The sequence below is a fragment of the Streptomyces sp. NPDC088147 genome (assembly GCF_044741565.1).
GTDB lineage: Bacteria > Actinomycetota > Actinomycetes > Streptomycetales > Streptomycetaceae > Streptomyces.
In genome coordinates this window covers 187,250-209,663 of the sequence record NZ_JBIUSY010000008.1, presented here as the reverse complement: position 1 = coordinate 209,663, position 22,414 = coordinate 187,250, and the positions used below count along the sequence as shown (strand labels likewise).

The 22,414-nt window shown below is 70.7% G+C and carries 18 protein-coding genes; 8 read left to right on the top strand and 10 right to left on the bottom strand.

Annotated elements, in window-relative coordinates; translation table 11 throughout:
- Positions 1–42 precede the first annotated feature (42 nt).
- Positions 43–858, top strand: coding sequence for an SAM-dependent methyltransferase (locus ACIOGX_RS27165; protein WP_384767076.1), 816 nt, complete (start codon positions 43–45; stop codon positions 856–858).
- A 103-nt stretch (positions 859–961) separates the two neighbouring features.
- On the opposite strand, the gene ACIOGX_RS27160 is transcribed toward ACIOGX_RS27165, so the two are convergent.
- Positions 962–1,663, bottom strand: coding sequence for a Tat pathway signal sequence domain protein (locus ACIOGX_RS27160; protein WP_356513456.1), 702 nt, complete (start codon positions 1,661–1,663; stop codon positions 962–964).
- 652 nt (positions 1,664–2,315) lie between these two features.
- Here ACIOGX_RS27160 and ACIOGX_RS27155 point away from each other — a divergent pair.
- Both ACIOGX_RS27155 and ACIOGX_RS27150 read left to right on the top strand, forming a co-directional pair.
- The gene (locus ACIOGX_RS27155) at positions 2,316–2,957 is read left to right on the top strand and encodes a DUF6230 family protein (protein WP_401917043.1); all 642 of its coding nucleotides are present in this window, start codon (positions 2,316–2,318) and stop codon (positions 2,955–2,957) included.
- A gap of 65 nt (positions 2,958–3,022) precedes the next feature.
- Positions 3,023–3,403, top strand: coding sequence for a DUF6114 domain-containing protein (locus tag ACIOGX_RS27150; RefSeq protein WP_401917551.1), 381 nt, complete (start codon positions 3,023–3,025; stop codon positions 3,401–3,403).
- 27 nt (positions 3,404–3,430) lie between these two features.
- Here the strand turns inward: ACIOGX_RS27150 and ACIOGX_RS27145 are convergent, their stop codons facing one another.
- From ACIOGX_RS27145 to ACIOGX_RS27135, 3 genes are all read right to left on the bottom strand, one after another.
- The gene (locus ACIOGX_RS27145) at positions 3,431–4,276 is read right to left on the bottom strand and encodes a M23 family metallopeptidase (protein WP_401917041.1); all 846 of its coding nucleotides are present in this window, start codon (positions 4,274–4,276) and stop codon (positions 3,431–3,433) included.
- 71 nt (positions 4,277–4,347) lie between these two features.
- Positions 4,348–5,598, bottom strand: coding sequence for a hypothetical protein (locus ACIOGX_RS27140; RefSeq protein WP_401917038.1), 1,251 nt, complete (start codon positions 5,596–5,598; stop codon positions 4,348–4,350).
- A gap of 182 nt (positions 5,599–5,780) precedes the next feature.
- On the bottom strand, positions 5,781–6,335 hold the full coding sequence (locus ACIOGX_RS27135) for a MarR family transcriptional regulator (RefSeq protein ID WP_356513462.1): 555 nt from the start codon (positions 6,333–6,335) through the stop codon (positions 5,781–5,783).
- A 213-nt stretch (positions 6,336–6,548) separates the two neighbouring features.
- Between ACIOGX_RS27135 and ACIOGX_RS27130 the strand changes: the two genes are divergently transcribed.
- The 4 genes from ACIOGX_RS27130 (at position 6,549) to ACIOGX_RS27115 (ending at position 10,410) form a co-directional block, all read left to right on the top strand.
- Positions 6,549–7,748, top strand: a complete 1,200-nt coding sequence (locus ACIOGX_RS27130) for a cytochrome P450 (RefSeq protein ID WP_356513464.1) — start codon at positions 6,549–6,551, stop codon at positions 7,746–7,748.
- 23 nt (positions 7,749–7,771) lie between these two features.
- Positions 7,772–7,966: a ferredoxin gene (locus tag ACIOGX_RS27125; protein ID WP_129766462.1), complete on the top strand. Its 195-nt coding sequence runs from the start codon at positions 7,772–7,774 to the stop codon at positions 7,964–7,966.
- Positions 7,966–9,198: an NAD(P)/FAD-dependent oxidoreductase gene (locus ACIOGX_RS27120; protein WP_401917033.1), complete on the top strand. Its 1,233-nt coding sequence runs from the start codon at positions 7,966–7,968 to the stop codon at positions 9,196–9,198. Before ACIOGX_RS27125 ends, ACIOGX_RS27120 begins: the two co-directional genes overlap by 1 nt.
- 180 nt (positions 9,199–9,378) lie before the next feature.
- Complete coding sequence (locus tag ACIOGX_RS27115) at positions 9,379–10,410, top strand: LacI family DNA-binding transcriptional regulator (RefSeq protein ID WP_356513468.1); 1,032 nt, start codon at positions 9,379–9,381, stop codon at positions 10,408–10,410.
- Positions 10,411–10,426: 16 nt separating this feature from the next.
- Here the strand turns inward: ACIOGX_RS27115 and ACIOGX_RS27110 are convergent, their stop codons facing one another.
- The 6 genes from ACIOGX_RS27110 to ACIOGX_RS27085 all read right to left on the bottom strand — a co-directional run bounded on the left by ACIOGX_RS27110 (position 10,427) and on the right by ACIOGX_RS27085 (position 19,201).
- Positions 10,427–11,134, bottom strand: a complete 708-nt coding sequence (locus ACIOGX_RS27110) for a GH12 family glycosyl hydrolase domain-containing protein (RefSeq protein WP_356513470.1) — start codon at positions 11,132–11,134, stop codon at positions 10,427–10,429.
- Between the two features lie 84 nt (positions 11,135–11,218).
- Positions 11,219–13,207 (bottom strand): beta-galactosidase, encoded by a 1,989-nt coding sequence (locus ACIOGX_RS27105; RefSeq protein WP_401917029.1) that lies wholly within the window; start codon positions 13,205–13,207, stop codon positions 11,219–11,221.
- Entirely contained in the window at positions 13,207–15,417 is a 2,211-nt protein-coding gene (locus ACIOGX_RS27100) for a WD40/YVTN/BNR-like repeat-containing protein (protein ID WP_401917026.1), read from the bottom strand. Before ACIOGX_RS27100 ends, ACIOGX_RS27105 begins: the two co-directional genes overlap by 1 nt.
- A 78-nt stretch (positions 15,418–15,495) precedes the next feature.
- The gene (locus tag ACIOGX_RS27095; protein WP_401917023.1) at positions 15,496–16,467 is read right to left on the bottom strand and encodes a carbohydrate ABC transporter permease; all 972 of its coding nucleotides are present in this window, start codon (positions 16,465–16,467) and stop codon (positions 15,496–15,498) included.
- A complete protein-coding gene (locus ACIOGX_RS27090) occupies positions 16,464–17,498 on the bottom strand; it encodes an ABC transporter permease (RefSeq protein ID WP_401917020.1) in 1,035 nt (344 codons plus the stop codon). The genes ACIOGX_RS27095 and ACIOGX_RS27090 overlap by 4 nt, the downstream gene beginning before the upstream one ends.
- A 29-nt stretch (positions 17,499–17,527) precedes the next feature.
- Complete coding sequence (locus ACIOGX_RS27085) at positions 17,528–19,201, bottom strand: extracellular solute-binding protein (RefSeq protein WP_356513480.1); 1,674 nt, start codon at positions 19,199–19,201, stop codon at positions 17,528–17,530.
- A gap of 337 nt (positions 19,202–19,538) precedes the next feature.
- Here ACIOGX_RS27085 and ACIOGX_RS27080 point away from each other — a divergent pair, with 337 nt between their 5' ends.
- Positions 19,539–22,394: a glycoside hydrolase family 3 C-terminal domain-containing protein gene (locus tag ACIOGX_RS27080; RefSeq protein WP_401917017.1), complete on the top strand. Its 2,856-nt coding sequence runs from the start codon at positions 19,539–19,541 to the stop codon at positions 22,392–22,394.
- The last annotated feature ends 20 nt before the right edge of the window (positions 22,395–22,414 follow it).

The following is a 22,414-nucleotide window of genomic DNA, read 5'->3' as shown; positions in this document are numbered from 1 at the left end:
CTAGACTCCTGGCCAAGGCTTCGATCGGGACCTGGAGTGAAGATGACGCAGCAGGAGAAACCGGTACGGCGGATCAACACGGGTGAGGCGCATTCTGCCCGCGTCTACGACTACATCCTGGGCGGAAAGGACAACTACCCGGTCGACAAGGAAGCCGGGGACGCGATGTGCCGCGAGTGGCGGGCGCTGCCGGTGCACATGCGCGCCAACCGGGAGTTCATGCACCGCGCGGCCCGGTACCTCGCGCGGGAGGAGGGCATCAGGCAGTTCCTCGACATCGGCACCGGCCTGCCCACCTCGCCCAATGTGCACGAGGTCGTCCAGGAGGTCCGCCCTGACGCCAGCATCGTCTACGTCGACAACGACCCGATCGTGCTCGCGCACGCGCGGGCGCTCCTGACCAGTTCCCCCGAGGGCCACACCGCCTATGTCGACGCCGATATGCGCGACCCCGAGGCGATCCTCGGCTCGCCCCAGTTCCAGGAACTCCTCGATCTGCGCGAACCGGTCGGGCTGCTGATCATCGGCATCCTGCACTTCATACTCGACACCGACGACGACCACGGCCTGGTCCAGCGCCTGCTGGATCCGCTGCCCGCGGGCAGCTTCCTGGCCATGACCATCGGCACCGCCGACTTCGCCCCGCAGGAGGTGGGCCGCGTCGCCGCCGAATACGCACGCCGCGGGATGCCCATGCAGCTGCGCACGCATGCCGAGGCGGAGGCGTTCTTCGACGGTCTGGAACTGGTCGGGCCGGGGGTCACCCAGGTCCACCACTGGCGGCCGGACGCCGGACAGGAAGACATCGACGACCGCGACATCGCCATGTACGGAGGCGTCGCCCGGAAGAACGCCTGAGCCGCGGACACCCGGGGACCGGCCGATGCCCGTGCGACAGCACTCGCTCGCACGGGCATCGGCGCGGCTATCCCTCGTTGTGCCAACGCACCGCTCTGGTGGGTCAGTTGACGAAGACGGACGGGCTGCCGGACTGGCTCGTGTCCTTGACCGGGCCGTACTTGGCGGAGAAGTAGCTGGATCCCGGGCAGGTGACCGGCCCGGACGACTTGCTGAACAACTGGTTGGTGAAGGTGATGGAGTTGTCGGTGTTGGACGTGGCGCCGCTCAGCCCCGTGGAGGTGTAGACGCAGGTCGTCAGGCCGAGCAGGGTGTTGAGCCTGACGGTCGTCTGGACCGCGCCGGCCGCCCCGGCGCCCACGGTGAGCGGCCCCCCGGACGTGACCGTTGTGCTGTAGGGCAGCCGGTCGACCGTGATGCTCTGTACCCCGGTGGTCCCCAGGATGTTCGAGGTGCAGCCGCCGAAGGTGTGTGCTGTCAGCGACTCCGTGGCGGTGCCCGGCGCGGCCGGATTGCCGGTGACGGTCGCGGTGAACTGCGAAGCCGTGCAGGTGATTCCGGTGGATCCGCCGGCGGTGGTGCGGATCGTGACGCTCGCGCCGCTGCTCAGCGACGAGGTGAAGACGTCCCCCACCGCGACGGCGGAGCCGCCCGCGCTGCCGTGGGTGAGGACATTGCCGGCGGCGGTCCCGGCAGCGGACGGCGAACCGGTGGCGGACGCCGTACCGGTGGTGAGGAGAGCGACGGCGGCGGTGACGCCGGCGGCGGCGAGAACAGTGCGTCGTGAGCCCGTGCGAGTACCCATGCGAAGTCCCTTTCGCGAATGCGGTGCGGGGTGAGGTGAGGTGGTACGTACGCGCTGTGGCGGCTCGGCCGAGCGCGTCGTCGCGGCCGGCGAGGGATGCGGCCGGCTGTGCGAGAGGGCGGTGCCCGTGGGGCAGCGCCAGGAGTGGGTGGGGGTGAACGGTTGCGGTGCGGGACCGGCGCCACGGACCCGCACCGCGCCGCGAACGAGCGCGGCACAGAAGGAAACCCAAGAGGGTTGTAAGCCTGTCCGATGCGCGGAGTCAAGGGTCCGCGAGGGAAGTCGCCGATGATTGTTACCCACGGTACGCAGACGTCAGCGGGGTGCCGGGGGTGCGCACGCGGCCGTGGGTCCGGGCGGTCGGTCCGGCGGATCGTCGCGGACCCGCGGCGCCCCGCACCGCTGGACCTGCCCGGGGCCCGAGGCGGCGGTGGATGACCCGCGCCGGACCGGGCTCAGACCTCACACGCGATCAACACCCAATTCCCACAAGGTGGTTGACCCCATGGATACCTGGGAGTAACTTTCCGGTCGACTCCCATGGCCGCGCCGTCGTCCTGTCCCGGGGAAACCCCGTCGGCGCCGGGAGCCGTCCGCGCCAGGACATCGCCGCGCAAGCTCGTTCCGGTCATCACACCTTCAGGAGCAGCTCATGGCCACGTCCGACATCACCGGCGGTGAAACGCCAGAGAGAGCCGAACGGCGGGGAAGAGTGCGGTTCCGCCGCGCCGCGCTCATGGGCGTACCGGCGGTCGCCGCGGCCGCCACCCTCGTGATCCTCACGGCGCAGGGCGCCATCGCCGCTCAGTTCGCCATCTCCGGGATGCCCTTCACGGTCACCGCCGACCGCCTGGAGGGCCAGGGCTTCGAGCAGTTCGGCGGCATGGACAACATGGCGGAGGGCAGTCCCAACGCCGGCGACACCGGCGGCCAGGTCCTGGTGGTGGTCTCGGCCATCAAGAGGGCCAAACTCACCAAGCTCTGCCAGAGCGTCGAGATCGGCGGCACGTATCTGCACATCACCGCGGGCGACAAGGGCACACCCGTGTCCGCGACCGATCTGACCACCGACTCCACGGTGCTGACGGGCAATCAGGCGGATTTCGAGAACATCGAGATCGGCGGTGACGCCAGCACCTTCACCAAGGCGGGCGTCAAGGGTCCCCTCGGCGTCTTCGGCCAGCAGGCCGACACCGTCACCATCACCAACCTGCGCCAGACCAACTGGGCGACCACCGCCGCCAAGTTCCGGCTGCCCAACCTCCATCTCAACTTCAGTTCGAAGGGCTGCTGAGCGTGGCTCCCCTCGAAACGAATCCCCCGGCCGGGACCGCCGTCCCGGCCGGGGGCCGCCATCCATTGCGCGCCTTCACCGCCTGGCGAAGACGCCGGCCCTTCTGGGGCGGAGCGCTCCTGCTGCTCGGCGGAGCGGAGATCCTGCTGACCGAGCAGGCCTCGGTCTCGGTCGTCCTGCAAGCGGGCGCGGGAGGCATCGCCGCCTATCTGCTTCCGCTGGTCATGGCCGTATGCGGACTGCTGGTGCTGCTGAACCCGGGGCAGCGGCTGTTCTATTCGGTCATCGGTGTGCTGGTCACCCTCGGCACCTGGGTCACGTCCAACCTGGGCGGGTTCTTCGTCGGCCTGCTGCTCGGCGTCGTCGGCAGCTCGCTGGCCTTCGGCTGGCTGCCCGACCAGGAGCCGCGCCGCTGGCGGCGGCGGGCCCCACGCGGGACGGCGTGACGATGTGGACCGAGAGACGTCGCGGGGTCAGCAGACCGGAACGCCCGGCAACTGCGCCGCGGGATGGTCGATATAGATGTTGGAGATGAAGCCGCCCTGGTCACGCAGCTTGCTCCACCAGCTGTTGGTGTGGCCATCGGCGGTCACGGTGCTGCCCTGCTTCTGGCACACCACCGTGACATCGGTCGGTCCGGCGAGGACGTTGACCACCGCCGAGTCCAGATAGGCGTCCGCGCGCACCCGGATGTCCGAACCCCACGTACGGAAGGCGCTTCCACCGCCACCGCAGCCGTTGTCACTGGTCAGATACGACTGGTTGTACTGCGAGGGGTAGGGCAGACCCGCGCCGTTGACGACGATGTTCTGCCCCACACCGTTGAGCAACTGCTCGTAGTGGATATGCGCGCCGGAGGAGTTGCCGGAGGACCCGGTCACCCCGATCTGCTGTCCCTGGCCGACCGAGGCGCCGCTGGGCACGGAGTACGAGGCCAGATGGAAGTAGTACGTCTTCCAGCCCGCTCCGTGGTCGATCACGATGTAGTTGCCCGCGCCGCTGGGCTGTGACATCCGGGTGGCCGTACCGGCGGCGGAGGCCAGGACCGGTGTGCCGGCCGTCGGACCGCCGTCGGCCCGTACGAAGTCCAGCGCCCGGCGCACCTCGGCGGAGTGGTGGCTGAGCGTCCACCGCTGACCGCACGGATAGGGGGCCTTGAAGTTCGGGGCGGCGAGCGGGGTGTCCTGGTGGGGACGCGCGGAACGGTCCGGCGCCCGCGCGGAGGCGGCGGCCGGACCGGTCGTCGCGAGGAGAGCGGCGACGAGAAGGGAAAGCCAGGACAGTGCGGACCGCGCGGACAACGGGTGTCTGCGACGCATAGGGGCTCCTCTGCCGAAGTGGGGCCGAAGTGGGGCCGATGGGGCTGAACGGGATTGCGCGGTAAGGCAGTTCAGCACGTGGGGACGCCGGGCAGCCATGCCTCGGCGACATCGATGAAGATGTTGGAGACATAGCCGCCGTAGTCCGGCAGATAGGACCATCCGTCGTTGGTGATGCCGTCCACGGTGATCCGCTGGCCGTGGACCTGGCACCTGACAGTGACTCGGGTGGGCCCGGCCAGCCGCGCCACCTCGACCGACGTCGTCGTCGCCTGCTGCCGGATCCGTACATCGGTGCCCCAGGTGGGGAACGACGTGCCCGACTGTCCGCCGGTCCAGAGATAGGTGACGGTCACCCAGCCGTTGTCCGTCAGTCCGATAGTGGCGAAGGTGCCGTCGGCCAGATCGATTCCCGCCGGGTTGAGGACCCGCCGGCCCGAGCCGTCGAGTCCGCCGTTGTAGCCGTTCTCGTACGCGGCCTGTGCTTCCGGCTTGCCCTGCGGCAGATCCTGGAAGCTCTCCCGTACCGAGGAGGGGTTCCAGTGGTCGTCGCGGGTGTTCCAGGGACCGACATCCCAGACCGGGGCGGTCTCACACCGGGCGGGGCCGCAGACCTGGACGGAGTACTGACCGCTGCCGTTCGGCGACAGACCCCGCCTGGAGGGCAGCGCGACGAAGTGGTCGTTCGGCTGGATGACATGGCCGTTGGCCGTCGTTCCGCCGACGAGCCCCTCGCGGGTCGCGAAGACGCGCGCGCTGAAGGCGGCGGCGCCGGCTCCGGTCCGCGGCTCGGGGCCCCGGTCGGCCGTCAGCCGCAGTCCCCGGACCCGCGCCCGGCCGTCCGTGTCGATGAGGGTGAGGCGCGCCTGTACGGTGCTGACGGTACGGGGCAGTGCCACCGCCGTCGCCGCCACCTCGCGCCACTCGGTCCAGGAGCCGTCGGCGGAGCGCCCCCTGACCTCGACGGTCACCCGCGCGCCGGCGGGCAGGCGGGCCGTGAGGCCGGCCCGTACGCGGTTGACGGGACGGTCGAGGGTCCGCGGCGCCAGCACCTGCGAGCCGTATCCCCGGCCGCTGTCCGCCGACGCGGTGCGGAAGTCCCGGTCCAGGACGCGCAGTCCACCGGGGGAGTGGCGCACGTTCACATCGTCGGAGCCGACCCGGGAGAGATCCTCCGTCCAGGAGATCCCGTCCGGAGCTACGCGCGTGGACACGCGCGCGTCGGCCGCCGTCGCGGGCGACGTGGCCACCGCGGGTCCCAGACACGCGAGTGCCGAGACGAGTCCGACCGGCCAGCGGTGCCGCTGCCACCTGTCACGCATCCTGAGTCGCCTTCGTTCCGGGCCGGATGACGCCCCGTCACCAGTGCGGGGGGACAGCCGACGCGTCGGGGTGTGCGGAGCGGATCGGGTCCGGGCGACGCGATCCGGGCCACCGTAGCGATCGCGCCATGTTCACGACAAGAGCCCGGGTTCTCTCCGGCATCCGCGGGACGGGGAGCGGATCAGCCGGGCTGCCGGACGCCGGACGGGCGCGGGCCGGGGACACCGCCGGGTGCGTCCTGGGCAGGGGCCTCGCGCTCCGGATGCGCTTGCGCCCGTACCCGGCGTACATAGCCGTCGACGAGCCGCTGGAGTACGTCGACGGTGGTGGCGATGTCGCGCTCCTCCACGTCGTGCAGGGCCTGTTGGAGGCTGGCGCGGTTGGCCTGGTGGAGGCGGGCCAGCAGAGCGGTGCCCTCCGCCGTGATCGCCACCCGGCGCGCACGGCCGTCGAGCGGATCGGGCGTGCGCTCGACGAGCCGCTGTGCCTGCAACCGGGCGATCTGGCGGGTGACATGGGAGGGCTCGACCATGAGCCGGGTGGCGAGATCACCGACCCGGCTGCCGTCGTTCTTGTCGAGGGCCAGCAGCAGATACACGTCCGAGCGGCGGGCGGTGACGCCTGCCTGCGAGATCTGCTGGTCGTGCGCCTGGGAGCGGGTGAGCAGATACGACAGCAGGGCCAGCATCTTCTCCAGGGCGGCTGTGGGTTCCGGGGCGGTGTCGGCGTCCGGCATGGAGGAACTGTAACGGCAACACCGCGCAAGAGGGCGCATCCGGTGGCGGTCGGCATTCGGCCAAAGTGGAACCGCGGTCTCGCTCCCCTTCCTTCCGCACGCGCAGGCGCGTTAGCGTGACCGAGAGTTAATTGCTTTTGTTAGGTAATTCGCTCGCCCGCTCGACCCTCTCCCGGAAGCTCACCCGCGTCCCGCGTGAAGGAGAACCCCCCCATGACCGTCACCGACCACACGCCGCTCCTCACCGCCCCAGCCGCCCGGGGCGGTTGCCCCTTCGCCCCGCCTCCCGAGTACGAACAGGCACGCGAGGAGGCCCCCGTGACCCGGGTGACGCTCTGGGACGGCTCCCAGTGCTGGCTGATCACCCGTTATGAAGACGTCCGCGCGGTCCTCGGCGACCCGAGGTTCAGCGCCGACGCCACCCGCCCCGGCTACCCCTTCCTCACCCTCGCGCGCAAGAAGGTGACCGCGGGCGAGTCGAGCTTCATCCGGATGGACGACCCGGACCACGCCCGGCTGCGCCGGATGCTCACCGCCGACTTCATGGTCAAGAAGATCGAGGCGATGCGCCCCGAGATCCAGCGCCTCACCGACGAGCTGCTGGACCGGATGACCGCCTCCCGGTCGTCGGCCGACCTGGTCACGGAGTTCGCGCTGCCGCTGCCGTCCCTGGTGATCTGCCGGCTGCTCGGGGTCCCCTACGAGGACCACGACTACTTCCAGGAACGCAGTCGCGTCCTGCTGCACAACGACTCGACGGAGTCCGAGGTCCTGACCGCCAGGGACGAACTGGTCGGCTATCTGACCACACTGGCGAAGACCAAGGAGCACGCACCGGACGACGGCATCATCAGCCGGCTGATGGCCAGGGGCGAACTCACCGTGCCCCAGACGGCGGCCATGGGGCTGCTGCTGCTGATCGCAGGCCACGAGACGACCGCGAACATGACCGCGCTGTCGGTGCTCGCCCTGCTGCGCGAACCGGACCAGTGGACCCGGCTCCAGCAGGACCCCTCCCTGGTGAAGGGGGCGGTCGAGGAACTGCTGCGGTATCTGACCATTGTGCACAACGGGGTCACCAGGGCGGCCACCGAGGACGTCACCGTCGGCGGCGTGACGATCCGCGCGGGCGAGGGCGTCATCTGCACGCTCAACACCGCGAACCGTGACGGGGATGTCTTCCCGTCCGGCGGGGACCTCGATGTGACCCGGGACGCCCGCCGCCATGTCGCCTTCGGCTTCGGCGTACATCAGTGCCTGGGCCAGCCGCTGGCCCGGGTGGAGCTCCAGATAGCGCTGGAGACCATCATCCGACGGCTGCCCGGACTGCGGCTCGACGTGCCGTTCGAGGACATCCGATTCCGTGCCGACATGGGCGTGTACGGCGTGTACGGGCTGCCGGTGGCCTGGTGAGCGCCGGAGTGGAGAGGGAGATCATGGAAGTTCGGCTCGATCAGGACAAGTGCTGCGGAGCGGGACAGTGCGTCGTCGCCGCCCCCGAGGTGTTCGACCAGCGTGACGAGGACGGCATAGCATTCGTACTCGACGCGCGGCCGCCGGCCGCGCTGCACGAGCAGGTACGCGAGGCCGCGCTCATCTGTCCGGCCGCCGCGATCCGACTGGAGCCATAGTGAGCGGAGCGGTAGTGGGCGAAGTCCGGCATGTGACCGTCGTCGGTGCCTCGGCGGCGGGCATGGCCACCGCCGAGGGGCTGCGCCGGGCCGGATTCGAGGGGCGGATCACCCTCATCGGTGAGGAGGTCCATCTCCCCTACGACAGGCCGCCGTTGTCGAAGCAGCTGCTGTCGGGCGCCTGGGAGCCGGAGCGGCTGCGGCTGCGCGACGAGGACGTGCTGACGGACCTGCGGCTCGATCTGCGGCTCGCTGTCCGGGCGGAGTCCCTGGACACGGCGGCACGCCAGGTCGTCCTGGCCGACGGTGAACGGATCGGCTACGACGCCCTGGTGGTGGCGACGGGCGCCGCCGCCCGTCGGCTCCCCGGTACGGAAGGCGTCGCCGGGGTGCATGTGCTGCGCACCCTGGAGGACGCCCTCGGCCTGCGGGACGCCCTGTCCGACCGGCCGAGGCTGGTCATCGTCGGCGCGGGCTTCGTCGGCTGCGAGGCCGCCGCGGTCGCCCGTGAACTGGGCGCCGAGGTCACCCTCGTCAGTGATGTCCCGATGCCGCTGTCCGACGTACTCGGTCCTGAACTGGGCACGCTGCTCGCCGAGGTGCACCGCGACCACGGAGTACGGCTGGAGACAGGCGTGCTCGTCGAGGGGGTCGACTCCGAGGACGGCCGTGTCACCGGGGTGCGGCTGGCCGACGGCCGTACGCTCCCCGCGGACGTGGTGCTGGTCGGTATCGGTGCCCGGCCGTGCACCGGCTGGCTGGAAGGGAGCGGTCTTCCGGTCGGCGACGGCGTGGAGTGCGACCCCACGCTGTACGCGGGTTCGGGGGTCTGGGCGGCCGGCGATGTCGCCTGCTGGCTGCACCCGCGCACCGGCGCCCCGACCAGGATCGAGCATCGCACGAACGCCGCCGAACAGGGACTGGCCGTCGCCAGGAACATCCTGGCCGGTCCCGGTGCCGCCGTTCCGTTCGCTCCCGTTCCGTTCGTCTGGTCCGACCAGTACGAGCTGAAGGTGCAGATCTTCGGCCGTACGCGGGATGCCGACCGTATCCATGTCGTCGAGGGCGCCGTCGCGGACCGCAAGCTCATCGCGCTCTACGGGCGGGACGGCCGGGTCTGCGGTGCGGTCTCCGTCAATATGGCGCGGGCGGCCCGTCCTTACCGCGCGCTGGTGGCCGAGGGCACCGACTGGGAGACCGCGGTCGGCGCCCGCACGGAGCTGGTGACCTAGCGGGAGCCGGGTGCTCTCCTGAGTGAGCGGGTCCGGCCAGGGCGGCCGGGCCCGCTCTTCGTCGTCCGGGTGTCGAAGCGCTTCGATCCGACTATGGACAGGTCATAGACATGCCATCTAGTCTCGAAGGCGCGTCCGTCGAAGCGCTTCACTCCTCAACCGGCCTGCCTGGAGAGCTGAATGGTCACCCTCGCCGATGTCGCTCAGCACGCCGGAGTGTCCGCCAGCACGGTGAGTTATGTCCTCAGCGGAAAGCGCTCCATCTCGGCCTCCACCCGGGAACGCGTCGAGCACAGCATCGAACAGCTCGGCTACCACCCCAACGCCGGTGCCCGCGCGCTGGCCAGCAGCCGGTCGAACATCATCGCGCTCATGGTGCCGCTGCGGACGGACATGTATGTGCCGGTGATGATGGAGATCGCCATCGCGGTCGCCACCACGGCCCGTACCTTCGGCTACGACGTACTGCTGCTGACCGGCGAGGAGGGGCCGGCGGGGGTGCGGCGGATCGAGGGCAGCGCCCTCGCCGACGCGATGATCCTGATGGATGTGGAGCTGCACGACGACCGGCTGCCGCTGCTGCGGGAGGCCCGGCGCCCCTCGGTGCTCATCGGGCTGCCCGCCGATACCACCGGACTCAGCTGTGTGGACCTCGACTTCGCCGCGGCCGGCGCCGTGTGCGCGGACCATCTGGCCGGTCTCGGCCACCGTGAGATCGCGGTCATCGGGGAGGCCCCCGGGGTGTACGAACGCCTCACCGGCTTCGCCGAACGTACCCTGAGCGGTCTGCGCGAGCGGAGCGCGGAGCTGGGGCTGCGGCTGCTGCACCGGCCCTGCGAGGGCAGTTACGCGGCCGTCTCCGCCACCGTCGGACGGATCTTCGACGAACGCCCCGGCACCACCGCGTTCATCGTCCAGAACGAGGCCGCCACCGATCCGCTGCTGGCCCTGCTCCGCCAGCAGCGGCGCGCTGTTCCGGAGGACATCTCGGTGGTCGCCATCTGCCCCGATCAGGTCGCCGTCCATGCCTCCGTACCCCTCACCTCGGTCGCCGTCCCGGCCGAGGAGATGGGACGGCACGCGGTCGAGCAGGTGGTCGCGAAGCTCTCGGGCCGGGGACCGGATGAAGTCGTGCTGCTGCGGCCCGAGTTGACCGTACGGGAGAGCACGGGTCCCCGGGCGGTGGCCGGATCCGGGGACCCGTCGCGATGAGCGGGCCGGCGTACCGTCAGCCGCCCGACACCGAGAAGCCGTTCGTGACGAAGTCGAGTCCGCCGGGCGACGAGGTGATCTCGTAGCCGAACTGGACGTCCCCGATGGTCTCGTTGCCCCACCAGCCCTTGGTGTTCTTGATCCACTTGAGGATGGGCAGGATGTCGACCGTGCCGGAGGCGGAGTCCGAGGTGCGCAGGAACGAGAAGACCTCGTTGCCGCCGTTGTTCCCCTTGTACACGTTCCAGGTGTGGCCGCCGAGTGTGGCGGAGCCCTGCGAGGTGCCGAGCGGGCCGACCGCGCCGTTGTGGTTCACCCAGAGCATGACCTCGTAGTCGTAGTCGGTGTCCCAGATGTCGTACGACGTGTTGTACGCGCCCGAGGACGGCACGGACACGTTGTAGCCGCTCCGGAGCGAGGACAGGGAGTCCAGGGGTTTGTTGATCACCTTCTTCGCGTTGGGGTACGACTTGATGCCGCCCGTGTTGGGATGAGAGGCCCAGACACCCCAGTTCGAGGAGGAGTTGGCCCAGACGGTCTGGGAGCCCGCGCCCGAACCCCAGATGTTGTTGTAGAGCGTGTAGCCGTCGGATGTGGTGTACGAGCCCCACTGGTCCGACGAGGACCAGATGGCCGCGTGGGCGGGTGCGGCGGCGAAACCGATGAGGGCGGCGAACGCGGCCGCCGGGGCGAGCAGCAGCCTGCCCGGTGTACGGAGGTTCATGGCGTTCCTTCCCTGAGGGGGCGATGGGTCAGTGGCTCAGTGGCTCAGCGGATCGGTGGGCCGGTGGTGCAGTGGATGAGTGGTTCACCGACCCGGTGGGTTCGCGGCGTCCGCGCGGAGGATCGCCACACCGTGACGGCCCAGCCCGACCGAGCCGTCCACCGCGCGACCGGTGAGCAGTTCCCGGTGCGGGCCGCCGACCGCGACGGTGACGTCCTTCGCGCCGTGGTTCAGCAGAAACAGCAGCGCGCCGCGGCGTACCGCCTCCACGCCGTCCGGCAGCCCCTCCAGCACGGGCCGGACACCCGCGCTCTCGGCCGCCCCGGCGAGGAGCGCGCGCAGCGCCTCCGGTTCGGGGAGTGTCGAGACGTACCAGGCACGGCCGTTGCGCAGGACGGCCGGAAGCCCGGCCAGTTCCCCGCTCGTGTACGAGGCGACGGTCTCGCCCGTCGACACCTCCAGCTCCTCGGACCACAGCGTGGCCCGGAAGCCGTCGCACTCCACGGTCTCGTCCGCGTCCAGCGGCCACCACTCGTGGACCGTGCCGATGCCGAACAGTTCCCGCAGCCGCGCGTCCATCCCGCCCGCCCGCACCCGGTCGTCCTCGTCGGCGACGCCCGTCAGGAAGCCGGACACGAGGGTGCCGCCGTCGCGTACGTACCGGACCAGGTTGTCGATCGCGGTGTCGGTCAGCAGATACAGGTGCGGTACGACCACGAGCCGGTACGCGCTCAGGTCATGGTCGGGACGGGCGAAGCCGGTGCGGAGGTTCGACTCCCACAGGGCGCGGTGCCAGGCGCGCAGCACCTCCGGGTAGTCGAGACGCGCCGAGAGCCGGCCGTCCTGCTGGTCCGCCCACCAGGAGTCCCAGTCGTGCAGCAGCGCGATCTCGTCGGCCGTATGCGTACCCGTCACCTCCGGTCCCAGCAGGTCCAGTTCCGCGCCGATCCGCTTGATCTCCTGGAACGTACGGCCCTGTTCGCCCGCGTGGCCGAGCATCCCGGAGTGGAACTTCTCCGCGCCCTGCCGTGACTGGCGCCACTGGAAGTAGCAGACGGCGTCGGCGCCGCGTGCCACGGACTGCCACGACAGCAGCCGGTTGAGACCGGCCGGCTTGGGATGATTGACGCCCTTCCAGTTGACCGCTCCCGCCGCCTGTTCCATCAGCACCCAGGGGCCTCGCGCCTGGGAGCGCGTCAGATCGCCGAGCATCGCGTTGTACTGACCGCCGTACGGATCCCTCGGGTCGGGGTAGATGTCGACGGACACCACATCCTCGCGCTCCGCCCATCCCCAGCCGTCCTGGCCGCTCCACAACGGCATGAAGTTGCTGGTCACCGGCGTGTCCGGGGTGTGCCGTACGACGATGTCGCGTTCCGCCGTGTAACACTCCAGCAGCGCGTCCGAGGTGAAGCGCCGGAAGTCGAGGGTATGCCCGGGGTTGCGCAGATACTGGGCGCGCCGGGGCGGGATGATCTCGTCCCAGCTGTCGTAGCGCTGGCTCCAGAAGGCCGTTCCCCAGGACTCGTTGAGCGCGTCGAGACCGCCGTGCCGGGCGCGCAGCCAGTCGCGGAAGTGGCGTGCCGTCTCGTCGCACCAGCAGTGGGTGCAGTACTCGTTGTTGATGTGCCACATGCGCAGCGCCGGATGGCCGCCGTACCGCGCCGCGAGATCCTCGGTGAGCGCGGCGGCGTACGCGCGGTAGACGGGCGAGCTGGGGCAGAACTGCTGCCGCGAGCCCCACCACACGGTCCGGCCGTCCTCGTCGCGCGGCAGGGTCTCCGGATGGCGCGACCCCATCCACGGCGGCGGAGAGGCGGTCGGAGTGGCCAGGACGACCCCGATGCCGTTCCCCGCCATGAGATCCATCAGCCGGTCGAGCCAGCCGAAGTCCCGTGCGCCCGGACGCGGTTCCAGCCGCGCCCAGGAGAAGACGCCCAGGGTGACGGAGTTGACCCGGGCCTCCTTCATCAGCCGTACGTCCCGCGGCCAGGTCTCCTCGGGCCACTGCTCGGGGTTGTAGTCGCCGCCGAAGAGCACACGGCCCCGTGTGGCGTCGTCCAGGGCGGGCATCAGACCGGGTCTCCGTACTGGACACCGCGGCCGTTGGTGCCCAGATAGACGCGGCCGTGGACGCGTGGATCACCGGTGATCACCTCACCGGTCCAGCCCCACTGGTGGGCGTCGTCGTTGATCCGTGTCCAGCCGGCCCCCGCGTCGTCGGAGCGGTACACCCCGACAAAGTCCTCCGTCGCGCCCGTCTGGAAGACGGCGGGATAGGCCGCGCCCGGGGCCGCCCTGCCGAAGCCGAGGGCGTACGAGGCCCAGCAGCTGGTGAGCCTGGTGAAGGAGCCACCGCCGTCCGTCGACCGGTACAGCCCGTTCCATTTGGCCGACAGCCAGAGATCACCGGTCCGCCCCGGCGCCGCCGCGATCCGGAACTGGACATCCCCGGACGGCAGTCCGCCCGCGCCGCGCACGAAGGTCGCGCCGCCGTCCGTGGAGCGGTACACGGCGCCGCCGTCCGTGTCGTACACGTAGAAGCGCCGCGGGTCGACCGGGTCGGCCACCGGTACCGCGCCCCTGGGGAAGGTGGCCACCTCGCTCCAGGTGGCGCCTCCGTCGGCGGAGCGGAAGCCGGGATGCCGCGTACCGTCCCAGTGGACGAACGACCACAGCAGCGTGGCGCCGTCGGCGCTCACCGCGATGGGCCCGGGAGCCGTCGACGCGATCGCGGGCTGTCCGGCGAAGGGACGCCAGCTCTGACCGCCGTCCGTCGAGTACGCGCCGTTACCGTGGTCCCCCCAGCCCGTGCGCACCACATACGAGGGCTTCAGCGCGGCCAGCGCCAGACCGGTCGCCGAGCCGAAGACCGGGTTCGTGGCCATGCCCCGGGACGGGGAGACGGTCAGCGACTCGTGGTACATCACCCCGATGTCGCCGAGACCGCTGAGCAGCGAGGCGGTCCCGGCGGCAGGTGAGAGCAACTGCCGTACCGCGGACTCCTCCAGACCCCGGACCCAGGGCGCCCAGCGCACCAGATCGCGGGTCGCGAACAGGGTGGCGCCCGTGCCGTACACCAGGTGCTTCGAGTCGTACGGATCGATCGCGACGGTCTGGATCCACCAGCCGAACTTGGGCGTGGCGCCCCAGGCGAGATACGGCGTCTCCCGGATGTCGAGCGTGGCGGTGTCCTTGAGCGAGACCCAGCTCCGGCCGCCGTCGGCGGACCGGTAGAGCGTGTCCACCGGGCCCCAGCGGTTGTTGGTGGAGACGACGACCGTACCGGCGACCCGCGCGTCGACGGCCACGCCCCCGTAGCCGAAGGCGTCACTCCCCGAGGGCTTGACGGGCGTCACGTCGCTCCAGACGCCGGTGGCGGTGTCGAGCCGGTGGACGGACCCGTCGGTCTGGTTGTTGGGGCCCGGCGTATTGGAGTAGGTGACATACAGGGAGCGGGTGTTCGCGTCGAAGGCGGCGCGGATCGGTACCGCCGCCGAGGCGCCCGCCGGCCGGCCCGGGACGGCCTCCCACGCCACGCCGTCGCTCGTACGGTAGAGCGCGCCGCCGCCGTCACCCCATCCCGCGTACACCACACGCCCGGCGGCCACCAGAAAGGTGATGCCCTGGCCGGAGGCGCTCGCCGTGGCGGGGAACGGTGCGGTGGCCCAGGTCGCGCCCCGGTCGGCCGAGGTGAGCAGCCCGTCGTGGCGGGTGCCGAGATAGAGGGTGTCGCCGTCGCGCGGGTCGACGAGCAGCCGCTCGCCCGCGCCCCGGCCGTCCTCGTTGCCGCCGAGCCTCACGGGCAGGGCGGCACGGCTCCAAGTGGCGCCCCGGTCGGTGGAGCGCAGCACGGCGCCGTTGCCGGCCCAGGACTGGGTATAGGCACCGAGAGCGAGATACAGCCGGTCGGGCTGGTTCGGATCGATCGCCATGGCCTCGACGCCGAGCAGATGGTAGTCGTCCCAGCCGAGATGATCGGTGAGCGGCGTCCAGCGCTGGGCCGCGTCGTCCCAGCGGTAGGCGCCGCCGATGTCGGTACGGGTGTAGGCGAGCCCCTTCACCGCGGGATGGAAGAGCACACCGGTGAGGAAACCGGTGCCACCGATGGCGACCGTACGCCAGCGGTACGGCTGCTCCGCCGCCGCCCGGCCGGTGGCGGCGACGGGGGAGTGCCGGGGCGCGGCCACCGCCGGGGCACCGGTCAGCGCGAGCGCCGCCGCGGTTCCCGAGGCCGTGGTGAGCACCGCGCGTCTGCGGGGTCCATGCGTCGGATCGGACATGACGTCACCTTCCGTCGTGGGGGAGTGCGCGCCGGGGCGGCACCCGGTGAGGTCGTGCGCGAGCAGGCCCGGGGCGCTTCAGCCCTTGACAGCGCCGGTGAGCATGCCCTTCCTGAAATGCTTCTGGACAAAGGGCGAGGCGACGGCGACGGGCAGCAGCGCCAGCACCATGACCGCCATCTGCACCGAGAGCGGGGAGAGCTGACCGGTCCTGATCAGCTGGCCGAGTCCCGTCGGCGGCTCCTGCTTCTGCACCAGCTGGATCATGACGTTCTGCAGCGGCATCATGTCCTGGTCCGTCAGATAGATCGACGCGTTGAACCAGGCGCTCCAGTAGCCGACCGCGTAGAAGAGCGCGATCACCGCGATCACGGCGCGGGACAGCGGTATGACGATCCGCCAGAGGATCCGGAGATCGCCCGCGCCGTCGATCCGCGCGCTGTCGAGCAGCTCCGGGGAGATGTTCATGAAGAACGAGCGCAGGACCAGGATGTTGAAGACGCTCACCGCGCCCGGCAGGATCAGCGCCAGATAGGTGTCGGTCAGCCCCAGCGCCTGGACCAGCAGATAGGTCGGGATCAGACCGGCCCCGAAGAACATGGTGGCCAGCAGCGTCATCAGGATCCAGCGGTGGCCGGGCGAGTTCGTCCGGGAGAGTCCATACGCGCACAGGACGGACACCACCATGCTGAACGTGGTGCCCACGACCGTCACCCCCAGGCTGACCAGGGCGGCGCGCTGCACCTGACCGCCGCTCAGCAGCTCCTCGTACGCGATGAGGGTGAGGTCGCCGGGGACGACGACCAGACCGCCGGCGGCGTCGATGGTGCTCCGCGACGACAGGCTGGTGACGATCACGATCCAGAGCGGGAAGAGGATCGCGAGACAGGCGGCCGAGAGCGCGATGCCCTTGCCCGCGAGGCCGGCCCTGGTGGGCTTCTCCTCCCAGACCGGACGTGACGGGGCGGAACGGCGGCCACGTCGGCGCCCACGCGCGGCGCCGGTGGCGGTGTCGGAGCCGGCGGGGGAGGCCGTGCCGGAGGCCCTCATCTCTTGTACACCCCCTGCTCGCCCATGAGATGGGCGACCTTGTTGGCCGTGAGGACCAGCCCCAGACCGATGACGCCCTTGACCAGACCGGCGGCGGCCGCGTAACCGAAGTCCTGGTTCCGGATGCCCGTCCACCACACGAACGTGTCCAGCACCTCCGCCGCGTCGCGTCCCACCGCGTCGCGCTGGAGCAGGATCTGCTCGAAGCCGACGGTCAGCGCGTCGCCCACGCGCAGCACCAGCAGCAGGGCGATCACCGGACGCAGCGCGGGCAGGGTGACATGCCACATCCGGCGCCACCGGTTCGCCCCGTCCATCGCGGCGGCCTCGTACAGCTCGTGGTTGACGGAGGCGAGCGCGGCGAGGAAGACGATGATGCCCCACCCGGCGTCCTTCCAGACGCCCTCGGCCGTCAGCAGGAACTTGAAGAGTCCGGGGTCGGTCATCAGGTCGAAACCCTCGACGCCGTGCCGCCGCAGCGTCTGGGCGATGATGCCCGCGCCGCCGAAGATCTGCTGGAAGACGGTGACGACCAGCACCCAGGAGAAGAAGTGCGGCAGATACATCACGGCCTGCGCGACCGCTCGCACCCTGGGCCGTACGACGCTGCTGATCAGCAGCGCGAACAGGATCGGGACGGGGAAGAAGAGCACCAGCTGGAGGAAGAACAGCACGAGGGTGTTCCGCACGGCGGCCCAGAACGCGGAGTCGCCGAAGATCCGCGCGAACTGTTCGAAGCCCACCCAGGGACTCTCCAGCATCGCGACGAAGCCGTTGTCGCTGAGATACGGGTCGTAGTCCTGGAAGGCCACCACATTGCCGAGGATCGGCAGATAGCTGAAGACCAGCACCAGCAGCACCGCGGGCAGCGTCATCAGGATCAGCGCCCGGTCCCGGCGCAGCCGCACCCGGAGAGACGGCCCGGGAGCACGCCCACGCGGCGGCGGCTTCCCGTCCTTCCCCGGCCGCGGGCGGGCCGCGCTCCGCGCCCGGCGGCGTACGTCCGCGTCCGGAACCGTGCTCTGCGACACCTGCACTCCCTGCCGTCGTGTGCCGTGGGTCAGTTCGCGGCCGGTCCGGACTCGTCGAGCAGCTTCCTGTACCAGTCACGCAGCTGGTCGCCGCCCCCGCTCCGCCAGTCGGAGACGGCCCGCTGCATGTCGCCGATCTTCTTCCGGCCGCGGACGATGTCGTCCTCCAGCTGCTCGAAGCCGTCGGCGAGATTGGTCCAGCGGGTCGGCTCGGTGATGGTCAGCCCGTAGAAGGAGGTCTTCTTGGTGAAGGCCCCCATCCGCTGCTGCCACTCCACCTGCGCCCTGGCGATATCGGGACGGTCGGGGTGGGCGACGTACGCGGCCGGGTCGCCGGTGTAGTCGAAGGTGCCCGCGACCTCGATCGTGCCCTTGTCGTTCTTGACGGGCAGCCCCTTCTCCACCGTGTAGTGCGTGCCCTCGACGCCGTAGTCGGTGAGCATGCGCTCCTTCGTGCCGTACGGCGCGGCGGTGAAGTTCGCCAGGGCCAGTACGTCCCTGACCAGCTTCTCGGCGGAGCCCTTCCTGACGAAGGCCCAGATGCCCGCGGGCTGTACGGCGTAGAGCGTCGGGTCGCCGCCCGCGTGGCCGAAGAGATCCAGGGCGCCCATCGCGAACCCGGGGGTGGCCGCCTGCTCGACGGTCTTCGCGTACCAGTGGGAGAGATCCTGGTTGTACATCAGGACCTGACCGGCCGTGAACCGGTTGCCGGCGTCGCCCTGCGCGGCCTTCGCGTCCGGGTGGACGACCCCGGCGGCATAGAGCGTGCGCGTCCACTCCAGGGCCTCCAGATACGCCGGGGTCTCGACACGGTGGACCAGCTTGCCGTCGACCAGGTCCCACCCCAGGGCCTTGTCGTTGCCGGAGAGCGCCCCGAACACATTGAAGGCGGTCCACTTCATGTCGTCACAGGCCCAGACCTTGGACCTGGCGCTGGTGATCTCCTTGGCGAGCGCCAGGAACTCATCGGCCGTACGGGGAAGTTCGTATCCCCGCCTCTCGAAGAGGTCCTTGCGGTAGAAGGGCGCGATGTTCACGACGTACGAGGCGGGCATCGGGATGCCGCGGAGCGCGCCGCCGAAGATCGAGCGCTGCCACGCGTCGGTCGGGACGGCCGCCAGGTTCGGGAAGTCCTTGACCTTGTCGCCGGAGAGATACGGTCCGAGATCCTCGAACTTGGCGTTGACCGCACCGGGGATCTTGCCGGTCAGATTCCAGCCGGGCACGACCACCACATCGGGGATCCCGCTGGAGGCGAGCACGGCGCCGAGCTTCTCGTCGTAGGTGTTGCCGTCCTGGTTCTGCCAGACGGTCCGCACCCCGATCGCATCGTTCATGGCCGCGTAGTACGGGTTGTCACCGGCGGGCGGGGTGCCCCAGTACGGCGCCATGATCGTGATGCGGCTGCCCGCGCCGAGCTTCTCCCGCACCGAGTCCTTGAGGTCCGCGGCGGCGATCGCCCGGGTGAATCCGGCGGAGGACCCGTTCTCGGGCGGGATGTCCGGCGCCACGACGCTCTGTGCCACGAAGGCCGGAAGGATCTTCCGCGCCTCCTTCCCGGAGGTGGTGCCCTCCTTCTTGGCGCTCCGCGTACCGCCACAGGCGGTGAGCAGCGGTGCGCCGCCGGCCACGGCGGTGGCGGCGACCGCGGTCGAGGCGAGGAAACGTCTCCTGCTCGGTGCGGAGGAGGACTTCGGCGTCATTGCGTCCAACCCTTCGTGGTGCGCAGGCACCTGCGGCGAAAGCCCGCGGGACAGCTGCGGAGTCGAAGATTTGTCGAAGCGCTTCGATGTTGCTGCGAGGTTAAATGAACCCTTCGGGAGGCACAAGAGCCACCTCCAAGATTCCTTGACACGTGGTAATTGCCGCCCAACATGCTTGTGTAGACGTGAAGTTGGCCGGATGCGTCATCGGGGTCCGGCGCATTGGGGTGTCTTGACAGTAGACCGGCGGACTCGGAGCATCGAAGCGCTTCGAAAGTCGATCGGCAGCCTCTCCGGCGCTTTCGGCCCCACTGACCTTCTCCAGGGAGAACCGCCCGTGACCGAGGAACAGCCGCCCTTCCGTGACCCCCGGGCGACCCGTGCCGCGCGCGTCGAGGATCTGCTCGCGCGGCTGACTCTCGACGAGAAGACCGCCCTGCTGCATCAGTTCGCCCCGGCCGTCGAACGCCTGGGTGTCGCCGCGTTCCGCACCGGACAGGAAGCGCTGCACGGCGTCGCCTGGATGGGGCCCGCGACCGTCTTCCCGCAGGCTGTCGGGCTCGGCGCGACCTGGAACGAGGAACTGGTGCGCCGGGTCGGCGAGGCCGTCTCCCGCGAGATACGGACCATGCGCGCGCGGGACGGCCGGGTCGGGCTCAACGTGTGGGCCCCGACGGTGAATCTGCTCCGCAACCCGCTCTGGGGACGCAACGAGGAGGGGTACGCGGAGGATCCCCGGCTGACCTCCGTCCTCGCCACCGCCTACACCCGGGGCCTGCGCGGCGACCACCCCGACTACTGGCGCACGGCGCCGGTGCTCAAGCACTGGCTCGCGCACAACAACGAGACGGACCGGGCCACCACGTCCTCCTCCATCCGCCCCCGCGTGCTGCACGAATACGATCTGCGCGCTTTCAAAGGGGCCGTCGAGGCGGGCGCGGTGGCCGGGGTGATGCCCGCGTACAACCTGGTCAACGGGCGTCCCAACCATCTCTCGCCCGCGCTGCGCGAGCATCTGCGCGGCTGGACCGGCCAGGAGCTGCTGGTCTGCTCCGACGCGGGCGCGCCCAGCAACCTGGTCGAGGCCGAGGCGTACTTCGACACCCACGAGGAGGCCACCGCCGCCGCGCTGCGCGCCGGCGTCGACAGCTTCACCGACCACGGCACCGACGCGTCCGTGATCACCGGCCGGATCCGCCGTGCGCTGGAGCGGGGCCTGATCGGTGAATCCGATGTCGACACGGCGGTACGACGGCAGCTGACGGTGCGGTTCGGGCTCGGGGAGTTCGATCCGGAACGCGATCCGTACCGGGAGACCTCGGCCTTCGACACCCCTGGCCACCGCGCGCTCGCCCAGGAGGCGGCCGAGCAGGCCGTCGTCCTGCTGAAGAACGACGGCCTGCTGCCGATCGCGCCCGGCCGCCGTATCGCGCTGGTCGGTCCGCTCGCCGACGAGTGCAAGCTCGACTGGTACAGCGGCACCCTGATCCGCCGGTCCACCCCGCTCGACGGGCTCGGTGAGCGCTTCGGTGCCGACCGCGTCACCTTCGCCGACGGCGCGGACCGGATCAGGCTCAGGGCCGTGACGGGCGGCTGGGTCCGGGTGCCCGGGGCCGGGACGGCGAAGGCGGCGGCGGGGCAGGCACGCGGCGCCGAGGGCGCGCTCGACCCGGCCCTGCTGGCGGGGCGCACCGACCTGCCGCCGCTGACCTGCGACGCCACCGGGCCCGGCGAGGCCACCGAACTGGCCCTGACCGACTGGGGGAACGGGCTGATCACCCTGCGCGCGCCCGGCGGACGCTATCTGTCCGTCGCCGAGGACGGGTATGTACGGGCCTCCGCCGATCAGCCCGGCGGCTGGGTGGTGCAGGAGACCTTCCGGCTCGAAGAACACGAGGGCGGGCACCTCCTTGTACACGCGGGGACCGGCGGGCACGTATCGGTCGCCACCGACGGCCTGAAGGTTGCCGCCCCCGGCACACTGTTCGAGATCGTCGTCATCGAGCGCGGCGAGGACACGGTGGCCCGCGCCGCGGCCGGCGCCGACGTGGTGGTCGTCGTGGCGGGCAACGACCCGCACATCAACGGCCGCGAGACCGAGGACCGCCGCACCCTCGCCCTGCCACCGCACCAGGACCGGCTGTGGCGGGCCGCCCACGCCGTCAATGCGCGCACCGCGCTCGTACTGACCTCGGGCTATCCGTACGCGGTGGCCGACGCGCGGGCCCGGCTGCCCGCGCTGCTGTGGACCGCCCACGGCGGCCAGGCGGCGGGCATCGCGCTCGCGCGGGTACTGGCCGGTGATGTCTCACCGGCGGGACGGCTGCCCCAGACCTGGTACGCGGACGACGCGGATCCGGGCGGACTGCTCGACTACGACATCATCGGCTCGCGCCAGACCTATCTCTACTTCGACGGCACCCCGCTCTACGCCTTCGGCCACGGGCTCTCGTACACCACCTTCCGCTACGACCGGCTGGAGGTCGGCCCGGACCTGCGGGCACGCGTCACGGTCACCAACACGGGCACCCGCGCCGCCGACGAGGTGGTGCAGCTGTACGTGAGGGAGGCCGCCCCGCGCGTCCCCCGTCCGCACCGTCAACTGGTCGCGCACGCCCGCGTATCGCTGGCGCCGGGCGGCACCCGCACCGTCGAACTGGCCGTGCGCAGGGACGAACTGGGCCACTACGACGTGGCGCGCGGCGCGTGGACCGTACCGGGCGGAACGTATGTCTTCGAAGCCGCCGCCTCCAGCGCGGACATCCGCCGCTCCGTCCGGCTCACCGTCCCGGGCGACGCCCCGCGCGCCAGGGACCTGCGGCGCGACGGACTGGCCGCGGCCGACTACGACGAGCAGACCGGCACCGAGATCGTCGACCGGACCAGGGTGTCGGGCGACGCGGTGACCCCGCTCGGCACGGACGGCGAGCGCAAGGCGGGCGAACTGCTCTTCCGGGACTGCGACTTCGGGGAGGGCGCGGGCGGCGTGACCCTCGACGCGGCGGGCGAGGGCGAGGTCACACTCACCACGGCCGACGGCGGGGCACTCGCGGTGATCGAGGTCAGGGCGGGCGGCGGCCCGTACGACTACCGCACCACCCCGCGCGCCGGACTCCCGCTCACGGGTGTGCACGACCTCAGGGTCACCCTGCGCGGCCCGCTGCGCCTCGCGCGGATCGATGTCACCGGATGAGCACGCGGACGGGGGTCCGG